The following is a 13,444-nucleotide window of genomic DNA, read 5'->3' as shown; positions in this document are numbered from 1 at the left end:
GACAAAATACCGAAAAACTAAATTAAAAGAATATAATGCTGGATAAAAACCAAATTAACGCCCTAAAAGCCTTAATCTGTCATCAATCAGAGTTTGGAAATTTTCTCTCAAATAATATAGAAAAACCGTGGAGTAATATAGACCTAGATGATATGCATAATTACATAGTGGCCAATGGTGGCAGAAAACGTATCCCAAAACCACTCGCAATTATTCTTATAACAGCGATTGAACTTTCTTCTGGTTCAAGAAATTCAATGGAATGGCTCAGAGAGTTCCTCAAAAAAAATGGTGAATTTCATCAATTCTTAAAATCAAAGAGAATTAATGCCTTCTACAGACCAAGTGTTGTTCCTGATGAAAAACCAGATAATAATGAATGGGTACGTACTCTTAAAAGAGATTTATGGAGAATAGTAGTTTCAAATCCAGTTGGCCCAATTATAAAAAAATTATCTGATCAACATAAGAAAGTTATGGATTTTTTTATTGAAAATGAGATAACTCCCAAAAAAGATTTTATTAAAGCAATCGGAAGGTGCAATTCTCGCCAAGAATTCGATGACTATATCAATCATCTCCAAAATAAATGGACCACAATAACAAAACCAGAACATGATTTTTATAAGAAGAATTATCCCGATTTTTTGGAATCCGACATCAAAGGAATAAGATTATCAGATTAAAGGTGTAATTTTGGAGGCCTTTTAGTTTCTCTTAAATTGGCCACTCAATTAACCTAGCTTTACCTAGTCCATAAAATGGCTCTTCACCTTTAAAAAAGACATTAAATCCCTCGGAAATTTTCGATTCATTCTGATCAAAAATTCGATAGAGTTTGTCTGTTGAAAGATCTTTTAAGTCACGACTAAGTAACTCTTTTTCAATTTTCTCCTGAAACTTGCAATATATTTTTAATCTTTGCTCTATATCACGTAAATATCGTTCACGTAGCATATCCAATCTTAAGCTCTTCATGTTTTGGATATCGCACTCAAAATCTCTACTCCAGTTTATCAGAGTTTTTTTCGATACATTTAACTCGCGAGATATTTTTTCAAAACTAAGGCCTTCTGCCCTAAGCTGAATAAAATTCTCTTTTTTGGTAATACTCTTCACACTCTCACCCACGTCCGTCTCGCCCATGTCCGTCTCAAGAGATATTATACACTTTATAATGATGACTACGCACGTGTAGTTGATTTTTGATGAACTACGGCCATCAACTACAAAAGTCATCAATCAGAGTGATTTTGGATGATTTTAGGTGATTTAAAAAGTGAACAAAAAGAACTCATTTCGTCTAGGTAATTGAATTTATTAATATAAAAAGACCCTCGATTGAGGGCCTAATTTTTTGTTTTGTCTGGTGGGGGTTCGACAATGCTACGCGAACTCTGTAGCTCCCCACATTATGTACCTGTAATCATAGCACATTTCTTCAATAAACCCATCCAAAATTCAGAACTTTTGCGGAAACTGTACTTAGAAAAAGACCTTTCTAGCCATGAAATTTCAAAATTAACAGGCTGGCCTCGCTCTTCAATAAGTGATGCAACTCGTGCCCTTGGATTCAAAAAAGAAGAGATTAAAGCACCTACTCTTCGCTTCGGTGAAAAGCTTGTTGGGACTATGCGTGTAGTTCATAAGGGTGAGCAAAGGGTAATTGAAAAGATGATTTCCCTTCGAGAAAAGGGTTATTCATTTAAACGAATCTCTGAATACTTAAACGATAAAAACATACCAACTAAACTCGGTGGGTCATGGTATCCATCGACAGTAAAAGACATTGTTAAGCGAGAGCTTAAAAAAAGGGAGGAATAGTATGCGTGCGATAATTGAGATATTTCTTGCGATATTATTTACAGTAATTACAGGGACTACGGTTTTAAACTTATCTAGCAAGGCTATTAAAAAAGAAGCTATAATCAAAGTTCATAAAGGACTTCCGTCACTTGAAGTGTTCACTAAGAAGCTGACAAAAGCTCCTTAAAAACTCTTTTAGCTACATTTACCAGAACAGCAATCTTGATTTTCACTTGGTTGCTCTTTTTGAGGCTTTGAGAGCTTAATAATTGTTAATCCACCCTTAATAACAATAAGTGAAACAAGACCACCGATAATTAAGTCAGGGATATTAGTTTTGAAAAAGTAAACTAAAGCACCAGATATAATAACACCTGTATTTACAATGACATCATTGGCAGAAAATATCCAACTGGCTTTCATATGCACTTCCCCATCCTTATGTTTATGAATAAGAGTAAGACACCATACATTTGCAATTAGAGCAACAATTGAGACGATTATCATAAAGTTTGATAGAGGCTCACTTCCAAAATAAAATTTTCGACCTACTTCAACAAGACATAATAAGCCTAATGAAATTTGCATAACACCACTTAAGAAGGCTGTTTTGTTTTTAACATGAACACTTTTGCCAACAGCATATAGGCTAATACCGTAAACAAAAGAATCTGCCAGCATATCTAATCCGTCAGCAATCAACCCCGTCGACTCTGCGTAAAATCCCAAAAATATTTCAACAAGAAACATTGTGAAATTAATGGCGAGTAAGTATTTTAAGGTTTTTGCTTCAACGCTTGGAGCAATTTCAGGAACGTCACTTTCTAAGATATCTTCAGATGATAAAAGTGTTCCTGGCAGTGAAATATTTTCTAACCCCTGAAGAATTAGATTTAAATCACAACGATGGTAAAAACTTACAGTTCGATCTCCTAAATCAAACTCCATTTTAATTTCTTGATCAATTTTTTCAACAATTCCTTCGATCATTTTGATTTCTGAAGGACAGTCCATTTTTTGAATTTTTATTTTTGTCTTTTTCATTATTGTATCTTTTGCTTTTTTAGTAATTATATCCATCGACGTACTGATTTTTTATACTCTAAGTAATCTTCACCGAAACTATTTGTTAAGACTCGTTCTTCGGGGAGTATTTGAAAGTAGTTCATATACAAAACGAATCCCACTGCCAGTATTAGAGAATAAGGATTTCTTAGAAAGACACCAAGAGATAACAGCCAAAGAAGAAATCCTAAATACATAGGGTTTCTTGTAAATTTATAAACTCCTCTTATAACAAGACTATTACTTTCTTGTGGAGACATTGGATTCACTGTAGTTTTCTGCTTCTTAAATTCCCACACTCCAAGAGCTGAGACTAAGCAACCGATCAAAAACAATACCCCTGAGAATACATCTAAAACCATCGAATTACTTATTTCATAGATGCTTGGCATTGCCCAGATTAAGACCCCAAATATAAGGGCCACAAGTAATGGAGGTATTTTTAGCTCAAGCCTTTTCATTTCTCTTCCACACTATGAGTACCATCACAACCATTCTCAGATTCAAACTCAATTGTTGAGTAAGTTACATTATACTTCTTCAAAATTTCTTTTATCTTAACCTTTAATGAGTCAACAGTCCCAATCTTTGTTTCTTCCGGTACAAGAACATGAAAGCGCAAATAGTATGTTGTATCATCAATAGACCATCCTTTAACAGCATGTATATCATTTACAAGGTCAAGTTCCATAACTTCATTTTTCAATTGCTCAAATTCAAGTTCATCAGGAAATTTTTGAAGAAAAATCAAACCAACTTTAAGTAAGTTCTTATAAACACCTCTAAGTATAACTAAAGAAATAAGTATAGAAAGTATTGAATCTAGTACATACCAAGGCTTGAATAGTAAGACGATACTGACAACAAGTACAGCAACCCATCCGAGTAAATCCTCTAAAAGATGGAACATGACCATTTTTGTATTCATGCCATCATCCTTGGATAATCTGTAAGCGGCAAATGAGTTTACTAAAATACCTAATATCGCCAAACCAAGCATTCCTTCAGGAGACACTTTTTCAGGGGCCATTATTCTCTGTGAAGCTTCATAAATTACAAAAATACTTCCCAGTAATAATATAACTCCATTAATTAAAGCTGATAGTATTGAAAAACGTCGATAGCCAAATGTGAAATTATCATCAGCATCTTTGTGGCTAAGCTTTTCAGCAAAATAAGAAAAAAGTAAAGCTAAACTATCACCAAAGTCATGTAGAGCATCAGAATATATGGCAACACTATTTGTTAAATATCCACCGATTAGCTCTATTACGGCAAACCCTGCATTTAGGAAAAAGGCAACAAGTATATTCTTGTTGCCATGATGGTGATGAGAGTGACTATTCCCCATACGCCTCCTTATTTAGCTCTGGTTGCATGAACTTAATAAATAGACGATATAAACTTGGAAGAACAATCAAAGTAAGAAGAGTCGCCGAAATAATCCCTCCAACAACAACGGTTGCTAAAGGCTTTTGCACTTCAGCTCCTAGACCTGTTGAAAACATCATAGGTAAAAATCCAAAGATGTCTGTTAGGGCCGTCATTAAGACTGGCCTCAATCTCGTCATAGCACCTTCTTTAACTACCTCGTCTGGAGACTTACCATCCTTTATAAGTCTATTAAAATAAGTTACTAGAACAACACCGTTTAGAATACTTATTCCTGAAAGAGCAATAAAGCCAACACCTGCCGAAATGCTGAAAGGCATTCCCATTATATTTAATGATAAGACACCACCGATTAAGGCCATTGGCGCACAAGTAAAAATCAAAATCACTTGAGCAAAGTTTTTAAATGCAGCATATAACATAGCTAAAATCATAAGAAGTGCCAGAGGTACAAGAATCCCAAGTCTCTCCTTTGCACTTTGAAGATTTTTAAATGTTCCTCCCCATTCAATAAAGTAGCCTTCAGGAAGCTTAACTCTACTTTCAACCTCTTTTTTTGCTTTATTAACAAAACTCTCAATATCCCGTGTATCAGGATTAACAAGTACAGCCACTCTACGTTGAGAGTTTTCACGGCTAACAGCAGAGAATGTTTCAACAAAATCTATATCTGCCACTTGTTCAATAGGAACAGTAAAGCCATCAGAAATACCAACTGGAAGTTTTCTTACGGTCATAACATCTTTTCTTTCACCTTCTGAAAGACGGGTGACAATTGGAAACCTTTTTACACCATCAAAAACATGACCAACTTCACGACCTCCAATTGCGGTACTAATTGCATCTAAAACAGGTCTCGCTGTGACGCCTAACTGAGCTAATTCTTCTACTTTCGGAGTATATTGAAGCATTGGTGATTTACCTTTGGATTCGGATTCAGCTTCACCAGCACCATCTATTTCACCAACAATTTCAGCAACCTCTTTTGAGTATGAAATTAGCTTATCAAGATCGTCACCAAACACTTTTGCCGAAATCGCGGCTCTTGTTCCTTCTAAAAGTTCGTTAAAGCGCAATTCTACTGGTTGAGAAAGCATGAGAACTTGGCCCGGAACATATAGCTCAAGTTTTTCCTTGATTTCATTCATCAAGTCTTTCTTGTTCTGAATGTGGTCATCGTGGGGCCACTTACTCTTATCTTTAAGCATAATATAAGAGTCAGAGATATTTACGCCCATTGGATCAGTAGCAACTTCAGCAGCACCTGTCCTTGCAAACACATCTTTAACCTGTGGAAACTCTTTTATAATGCCTTCTGATAATCTTTGAAGTTTTACAGAGTTTTCAGTGCTGATGTTAGCAGGTCGGATAAACTGAATTGCAAAATCACCTTCATCTAATTGTGGAATAAACTCAGCTCCCATTCTTGAAAACAGAAAAACACCCATAACAATAGAAGCTATGCCAATTCCAAGAACACCTTTTTTAAACCTTAATGCAAAACTTAAAGTTGGCTTGAACAACTTTTCTGCCATCCCCATAAGAAATGGCTTCTTATCTCTTGTTTTCCCACTTAAAAAAGTGGCTGCTAAAGCAGGAACAACAGTAAAAGAAAGAAGCAGAGCTGAACCTAGTGCCATTATAAAAGTCATTGCCATCGGCCCAAACATTTTGCCCTCGACCCCAGTTAAAGCAAAAAGTGGTATAAATACTGTAATAACAATTAGCTCACCAAATCCAGCAGCAGAACGTATTTCAATTGCTGAGTCGATAACTAACTGTTTAACTTCCGCTCTTGATAACTCTCTACCAAGTTCTTCACCTTTCTTCTGCAACCTGTGGACACAGTTTTCTATGACAATAACTGCACCATCAACAATAATCCCAAAGTCCAATGCACCTAAACTCATTAAATTCCCTGAGACATTTTGCCATCTCATAAGAATAAAAGTCATAAGTAGAGAAACGGGAATCATTAACGAAGTAATTATGGCCGCTCTTAAATTACCTACAAGGAGTAATAAGAACACCATAACAAGGCCCGCCCCCATAAGAAGATTATGCTCAACGGTACTCAGCGTAGCGTTTACCATATTAGAGCGATCATAAAGAACTTTAAGTTCAACCCATTCTGGTAAATCTTTTTTCACATCTTCAAGTTTAGATGAAACTCTTTGTGCCACGGCTCTTGAATTTTCCCCTAAGAGCATAAAGGCAGTACCAATAATTGATTCTTCTCCATTCACCGTAGCTGCACCAGTACGAATTTCTTTATCAAACTTTACTTGGGCAATATCTTTTATTTTAATGACTTGATAAGAAGAAAGCCTCTTAACTACTACATTTTCAATGTCTTTAATGCCTTTTAATAGACCAACACCTCTCACAAGAAGCTGTTCTCCTGTTTGTTGTATATATCCACCGCCAACATTGAGATTTGTATTTTCAATCGCTGCTTCAATGTCATCAAAGTGAAGACCGAATTTAGACATCTGGTCAATTCTCGGTTGAATAAAAAACTGCTTTTCATAACCACCAATGGTATTGACTTCGGTAACACCCTTAACGGTTAAAAGCCTTGGCTTTATATACCAATCTTGTATTGATCGAAGTTCCATTAACTGAAGGAGTCTTTTTTCTTCATCTTTTTCAGGAGATTTAGCCTCTATGGTGTAATGAAATATTTCTCCAAGCCCTGTACTGATTGGCCCCATCTCAGGGACAACTCCAGCAGGCAATTCAATATTTTGCAACTTCTCAGAAGCAAGCTGCCTTGCCTTGTAAATATCAGTTCCTTCTTTGAAGATAACTGTCACCTGAGAGATACCATACCTAGAAATAGACCTAATCGTTTCAACCCCAGGAATACCATTCATGGAGTATTCGATGGGAAACGTAACCATCCTTTCTACCTCTTCAGGCACAAGTCCTTTTACTTGAGAATTGATTTGTACTTGAGTGTTCGTAATATCAGGAACAGCGTCTATAGACAGCTCTTGAAATGACTTTAAACCAAAAACAATTAATAAGAGAGTCGCCATGAAGACAAACATCCTATTATTAACTGAAAATTCTATAACTTTGTTAATCATGTAATCACCCCTTTATGTGTCAGTGAGAGTGGCCATATTCTGACTTATCCGTCGAATAGACATCTGTAACTCTAAGAAGTCCAATCCCATTGATTACAATTTGGTCACCAAACTCCACACCTGCGACCTTAACTTTATATCCAAATTTAGTTTCTTTTAGAATTTTTGCGTTAAGTAGTTTGAAAAATCCTGCTCTAAATCTATAAACCCCTTTAATGCTTTTTGAACTTACTAATGTAGTTTTACTAATCTCAAATTCGTCTCCATCAACATTTTGAAGTCTAAGCTTTAAGGTCTTAATTGCTTCCTTGCTTAACTTGAATCCTTTTTTCTCGTCTACAACTTCAATGGCTTTACCTTTGCCAATAGCTTTAGAAGCACCATGATCGTGCCCCTTATGATCATCATGGTCGTCATGTTTTGAGTGATCGTGCCCCTTGTGATCATCGTGATCGTCATGTTTTTCTTCCTGCTTTGAATGATCATGCCCTTTATGAGAAGAATGATCATGATCACCTTCAGCAAATGCTAGGTTACTAATTAAAAATATAGTCATAGTTATAAATTTGATATTTTTCATAATGTCCTCTTATAGCTTTTCAGTAAAAACTGTTCCGTTAATTTTATAGATATTCCATAGTGCCTCGGCAGCACCTAATTCAAACTCATTGCGAGTATTAGCAAATTCAATCAATTGCCTATGAGATTCAATAATCATTGCTGTTGAAATCACTCCTCTTTTAAAGAGCTTTTCAATTTTTAAGTGCTTCTTATCAAGGTCTTCTCTTGTGGCAATAGTTTTAAGGCTACTACCCAAAGCATTGTATTTTTCAATCCATGCTTCTAAATCTAGGGAAGCTTCTCTTTTAATATTCTTGTATCTCACTCTTGCAGTATTCATTTGCTCTAATGCTTGACCTTTAGAACCAGAGTTAGTGCTAAGAATTGGTAAATCCATACTTATACTCAATCCAATAGACTGATAATTCTTTCCATTGATATTTTCAGTCTCAAAAGCTGGCCCAATTTTTAAATCAGGATATGCATTTGACCTCTCTAGTTCTAACTTCATTTTTGCTGATTCAAGATTATTTATCGCTACCTGAAGTTTTGAATAACTCGGAGTTTCTTTTTTCAGATTAAAACTTCTTGTTAAGTCAACTTTCTGAGGAAGGGAATCTTGTTTGAGGTCACAGTTTTCACCAACGAAAAAGGATAGATGCCGACTCAGGTTTATTTTCTCTGATTTAAGTTTAGAGACTTTCAGCCTATAGTCATTAGTTGCCAGCACAAGAGTTTCTTTTTCAACTTGTTCCTCTGGAGAGAGTGATTTTCTCTTAAGCTTTACCTTTAAAATCTTATTAAAAGCCTCATAAGCCTCCTCGTATATTGGAATTAGCTCTTTAACTTGCCTTAATCTGTAAGCCTTGAGGATTGCATCTATAAGTACATCTTCGTTTGAATCTTGGACTGATGCTTTAAATTGTTTTCTCTTACTATCAGCAAAATCTATTCTCGAAGACCTCTTGCCCCCAAGCTCAATTGTATGCATGAGTGATAAGCTAATTCTATCGACGTCACCATCTATTTCTTCGCCTTTCATTCCTTGAGCCTGAAATTCAGGATTTGGCCTCTGTTTAGCGACCTCAACCCATTTCTCAGAAACATTAATTGACGAGTTGTTTTCAACAACTTGAGGATGACTGGTCTTGAAGCTCTCTAAAAGTTCATTTGGTGATTTAAAATCACAACTTGCAAGTGAACTTTCTGTAAGAACCGAACTTGCTATAAGTGATATAATATAAAGTTTTATTTTATTCATTTATCTTCCTAACAATAATTAATTGTTCTAAAACGGTTTTCGTTTAAGTTTTTAATTATAGTTAAGAAAAGAGCGGTGGCTTCAGAGCTGGGTCAAGAAAGGGTTCATCATAGTGAAAATTAAAATACCAAGTAATTTTACTATCTATACCTGTTTCATAGTTCAGACTCATAGTCTGCTTATTTTCAATTAAGTTATGTAGCCCAGAGCAGTGGTGCGCGCAGTGTGCATCGTGATCATGGCATCCATCATCGTGGCAATCTTCACAGCCCTCAGTGTTTATTGAGCTTGTTGAGCTATAAAACTCAGCTTTTATAGATATTGTGTCATCATGGTCAAAAGACACAGCACTGACTTCATTTGATAATCCAAATATAAATCCAATTAAAATAAATATGCTCATTAATCTTTTAAACATTGCACAAATTATATAAAAACAAAATTGCTTTGTCAAATCATTATATTATTACTAATCAAGCCCTCATACAGAGGGCTTACCAATATAACTATTAGTGATGGCTATCTTGTGAGCCACAGTGAGGCATATTGGGAGCATAAGGATTATGAACCTTTGCCATTTTACTGCTGTTTTGTACCCATTTCTTCTTAACCATTGGACAAGAATAGGCATTATACTTTGAACCTACATCATATTTATTAACAATATGAATTAGGGCCATTGATACAAGGTGATAGTTCTTATTATTAGTTTCTCTATCATTTGAAGCTTTAATTTCAGAAAGCTTACTTTTAGAGAAATTTAACAGCTTTGCTACCTCTTTATCTTCAATTGCATCTATAGCTTTTTTTAATTTCATAGCATTTGATTCAACAGCTTTTGCATCATACTTAAAAAATGAGCTGTGAAGTGCTTCATTCGCTTCTAAAGCTGATATAACAGAATTTTTAGCTGCTTCTGACAAAGACTTCCTATCACCCTTTTTCATCTTTGAATGATCCATTTTTGAATGATTCATCTTACTATGATCGTGACCTCCCTGAGTTCCTGATGCATAGCTCTCCATCCCAAATAACCCAAGTGCAACCACACTTAGTACTAAGAATGATTTTTTTAATGATAGTTTCTTTTCACAATTTGGACACATATATACCTCCATAGTAATTTCTATTTCTTATCAGAAACAGTAACCAAATTTTCTTTTTCCATTTTTCTTTGTTCAAAATATGAATAAACAACAGGCACGATAAATAAAGTTACTAACTCAACTAACATTCCACCAAGAGTTGGAATGGCCATTGGTTTCATAACTTCACTACCTGTACTTGTTGACCACATAATTGGAATTAAAGCTACAACTGTAGTTGTTGTAGTCATAACAAGGGGTCTAATTCTTCTTGAACCAGCTTCTAAAATACATTCTTTTAGACCGTCCCAATCTTTGGGTTTATGATTCTTTATAGCCTCTTGAAGATATGTCATCATCACAACACCATCATCAACTGCGATACCAAATAGAGCAATAAATCCAACCCAAACAGCAACAGAAGTATTAAATCCACCTATCCAAAGAAGAATTAAACCTCCAGCAAAGGCAATTGGTACTGCACTAAAAATGATTGCAGCATTTCTTAAATTTTTGATACCAAAATAGATCAGAATAAGGTTTATTAGTAAAGCAAGAGGTACTAACATCATTAGTCTATTGTTAGAGCGAACCTGACTCTCATATTGTCCTGCCCATACAATAGAATAACCTTTAGGAAGCTCTACATTCTTTTCAATATGCTCTTTTGCTTCCTCTACAAAACCAATTAAATCTCTGCCTTGAACATTTAATAAAACAAGTGATCTAAGCATTCCATTTTCTGACTGTATTGCAGCAGGGCCAGTAACAACTTGAATATCAGCTAGTTCAGAAAGTGGGATATGTTGTCCTAAAGGACTCGGTACTAAAACTTTTTTAAGCTCATCTATTCTATCTCTAAGTTCTTTCTTATATCTAACTCGTATTGGGTATCGTTCTCGACCTTCATAGAATTGGCCAATAGTCATTCCCCCAACCGCTGTTTGTAATATCTTATTTATTGTTCCCGTGTTGATTCCGTATCTACTTGCAGCAACTCGGTCAATGTCAAATTCGATATAGGGCTTTCCAGTAATTTGTTCAGCGTAAACTCCATAAGCACCTTTAACTTTCTCAACTTTCTTACCTATCTTTGAAGCGATACTTTCAAGAGTTTTTAGATCATCACCAAATATTTTAATACCAATTTGAGTTTTAATCCCTGTGGAGATCATGGCAATTCTATTTTCGATTGGAAATAACCATGCATTTACAAGGCCCGGCACTTGAAGCTCACTATCAAGTTCACTCATAATGTCATAAATAGATACACCGTTTGGCCACTGATCTTCAGGAATAAGCTTAATTACTGTTTCAAACATCGCCACTGGAGCTGGATCAATTGCTGTATTTGCTCTACCGAGCTTTCCTATGGCATCAGCTACAAGAGGATGCTCTTTTAGCTTCTTATCAGTATAGGCCAATAGTTCTCTTGCCTTTGTCATACTCACATCGGGAGTTGTTACAGGCATATAAAGAATTTCACCTTCATTGAGAGAGGGCATAAATTCTTTACCTAATTTTGAATAGGCAAACATTCCAAGCATAAAAATAATTGTAGGAAAAATTACAAATATTTTTCTATTATCAAGCATCCAACTTAGGGCTGGCCTATACTTTTCAACTATAAATGAACTAACCTTGTTTTTCTCAATTGGTTTTAGCTCTCCCTTTAATAGATATGCCGATAATGCAGGGACTAAGATTATTGCCACAACTACAGAGCCAAACATAGCAAGTGTTTTTGCCCATGCAAGTGGCCCAAATAACTTTCCTTCACTTCCTTCAAGTCCAAAGACTGGCAAGAATGTAACAATTGTCGTTGCAACAGCCGTTAGAATCGCTGGCCCAACTTCACGAGCTGAATTAACAATGATTTCAATTCTATCTTTCTTGGATGCATTAGGATTTTGGGCCAGATGAGAATATATATTCTCAGTCATAATAATACCCATATCAACCATTGAACCAATAGCTATAACAAGCCCAGACAAGCTCATTACATTTGAGTCTATACCTAGAAGCTTCATCAGAATAAAACTTATTCCCACACCGAACGGAAGTGTAAGAGAAACTAAAATTGACGATTTAAAATGAAGTAAGAATAAAAGGATAACGATAATGGTTATGATAATTTCTTGTCCAAGAGCTGTATAAACTGTTCCAATTGTTCGCTCGATTACTTCTGTTCGATCATAGAAAGGTACAAGCTTAACACCTTTTGGAAGTCCTTTTTCGACAATTGAAAGTCTTTCTTTTACATTATCAATAACTTCTTTCGGATTCTCACCAAATCGCATAGTTACAACGCCACCAACAGACTCAACACCATTTTTATCAAGTGCACCTCTTCTAAATCCCGGCCCAATGTTTACACTAGCTAAGTCTTTTACTCTAATTGGTGAATTATTCTTTACTGCAACTACGACATTCTCAATATCAGAAATGCTTTTAAAGAAGCCCTTACCACGAACAACGAATTCTCTATCGCCATCCTCGACTACCTCTGCACCAACATCAATGTTACTATTTTGGATTGACTTAATAAGTTTCGAGAAGTGAACGTCATAGGCAAATAGTTTATTTGGATCAACATCTATTTGATATTCTTTTACAAATCCACCAATACTAGCGACTTCACTTACTCCCTCTACACCTTGAAGGAGATAGCGTACATAGAAATCCTGAATTGATCTAAGCTCTGCTAGTGACTTTGGCTTTGATGCACCTTTCTCATTTTCAAGTGTGTACCAAAATATCTGCCCTAATCCCGTAGCATCCGGCCCCATATTAGGAATTACTCCTGATGGAAGTTCGGATGAAGCAGTTGATAACTTCTCTAAGACTCGGCTTCTACTCCAGTAAAAATCGACATCATCTTTAAAAATCACATATATAATAGAAAAACCAAATGCAGAAGTCGCACGAATATTTTTTACCCCTGGAATCCCTTGCATCATTACACTTAAAGGATATGTAACTTGTTCTTCAATATCTTTAGGTGATCTTCCGGCCCATTCAGTAAAAACAATCTGTTGATTCTCACCAATATCAGGAATAGCATCAATCCTAGCTGTTTTAAGACTGAATATTGACAGCAACGCTATAAAGACAAATCCTATAACTACAACTGCACGATTACGAATAGATAATTCTATTAAATTCTGAATCATAGCTTGCCC

12 protein-coding genes and 1 pseudogene are annotated in these 13,444 nt (G+C 35.5%); 3 read left to right on the top strand and 10 right to left on the bottom strand.

Translation table 11 applies throughout. The features are described 5' to 3' along the window. Positions 1-35: 35 nt before the first annotated feature. Complete coding sequence (locus tag H6622_08415; protein ID MCB9061529.1) at positions 36-686, top strand: hypothetical protein; 651 nt, start codon at positions 36-38, stop codon at positions 684-686. Between the two features lie 31 nt (positions 687-717). On the opposite strand, the gene H6622_08410 is transcribed toward H6622_08415, so the two are convergent. Then, a complete protein-coding gene (locus H6622_08410; protein ID MCB9061528.1) occupies positions 718-1,119 on the bottom strand; it encodes a helix-turn-helix domain-containing protein in 402 nt (133 codons plus the stop codon). 264 nt (positions 1,120-1,383) lie between these two features. Between H6622_08410 and H6622_08405 the strand changes: the two genes are divergently transcribed. Both H6622_08405 and H6622_08400 read left to right on the top strand, forming a co-directional pair. After that, positions 1,384-1,824, top strand: coding sequence for a recombinase family protein (locus H6622_08405; protein MCB9061527.1), 441 nt, complete (start codon positions 1,384-1,386; stop codon positions 1,822-1,824). 1 nt (position 1,825) lies between these two features. After that, a complete protein-coding gene (locus H6622_08400; GenBank protein MCB9061526.1) occupies positions 1,826-1,993 on the top strand; it encodes a hypothetical protein in 168 nt (55 codons plus the stop codon). Between the two features lie 8 nt (positions 1,994-2,001). Here H6622_08400 and H6622_08395 read toward each other — a convergent pair whose 3' ends face one another. From H6622_08395 to H6622_08355, 9 genes and pseudogenes are all read right to left on the bottom strand, one after another. Then, complete coding sequence (locus tag H6622_08395) at positions 2,002-2,850, bottom strand: cation diffusion facilitator family transporter (GenBank protein MCB9061525.1); 849 nt, start codon at positions 2,848-2,850, stop codon at positions 2,002-2,004. Positions 2,851-2,876: 26 nt separating this feature from the next. Further along, positions 2,877-3,332: an isoprenylcysteine carboxylmethyltransferase family protein gene (locus H6622_08390; protein MCB9061524.1), complete on the bottom strand. Its 456-nt coding sequence runs from the start codon at positions 3,330-3,332 to the stop codon at positions 2,877-2,879. After that, positions 3,329-4,222, bottom strand: coding sequence for a cation transporter (locus tag H6622_08385; protein MCB9061523.1), 894 nt, complete (start codon positions 4,220-4,222; stop codon positions 3,329-3,331). Before H6622_08385 ends, H6622_08390 begins: the two co-directional genes overlap by 4 nt. Then, entirely contained in the window at positions 4,212-7,355 is a 3,144-nt protein-coding gene (locus H6622_08380; protein MCB9061522.1) for an efflux RND transporter permease subunit, read from the bottom strand. Before H6622_08380 ends, H6622_08385 begins: the two co-directional genes overlap by 11 nt. A gap of 382 nt (positions 7,356-7,737) precedes the next feature. Next, positions 7,738-7,869, bottom strand: a pseudogene (locus H6622_08375) (DUF2796 domain-containing protein). Positions 7,870-7,944: 75 nt separating this feature from the next. Next, positions 7,945-9,177 carry a TolC family protein gene (locus tag H6622_08370; protein ID MCB9061521.1) on the bottom strand — a complete coding sequence of 411 codons (1,233 nt, stop codon included), beginning with the start codon at positions 9,175-9,177 and terminating at the stop codon, positions 7,945-7,947. A gap of 61 nt (positions 9,178-9,238) precedes the next feature. Beyond that, complete coding sequence (locus tag H6622_08365; protein MCB9061520.1) at positions 9,239-9,580, bottom strand: hypothetical protein; 342 nt, start codon at positions 9,578-9,580, stop codon at positions 9,239-9,241. A gap of 106 nt (positions 9,581-9,686) precedes the next feature. Further along, a complete protein-coding gene (locus H6622_08360; GenBank protein ID MCB9061519.1) occupies positions 9,687-10,283 on the bottom strand; it encodes a DUF3347 domain-containing protein in 597 nt (198 codons plus the stop codon). A gap of 20 nt (positions 10,284-10,303) precedes the next feature. Continuing rightward, the gene (locus H6622_08355; GenBank protein ID MCB9061518.1) at positions 10,304-13,435 is read right to left on the bottom strand and encodes an efflux RND transporter permease subunit; all 3,132 of its coding nucleotides are present in this window, start codon (positions 13,433-13,435) and stop codon (positions 10,304-10,306) included. Between the last annotated feature and the right edge of the window lie 9 nt (positions 13,436-13,444).

This window comes from Halobacteriovoraceae bacterium (genome assembly GCA_020635115.1).
Taxonomy (GTDB): domain Bacteria; phylum Bdellovibrionota; class Bacteriovoracia; order Bacteriovoracales; family Bacteriovoracaceae; genus JACKAK01.
Note: the sequence above shows the minus strand (reverse complement) of the source record. Positions and strands in the feature narration are given on the sequence as shown.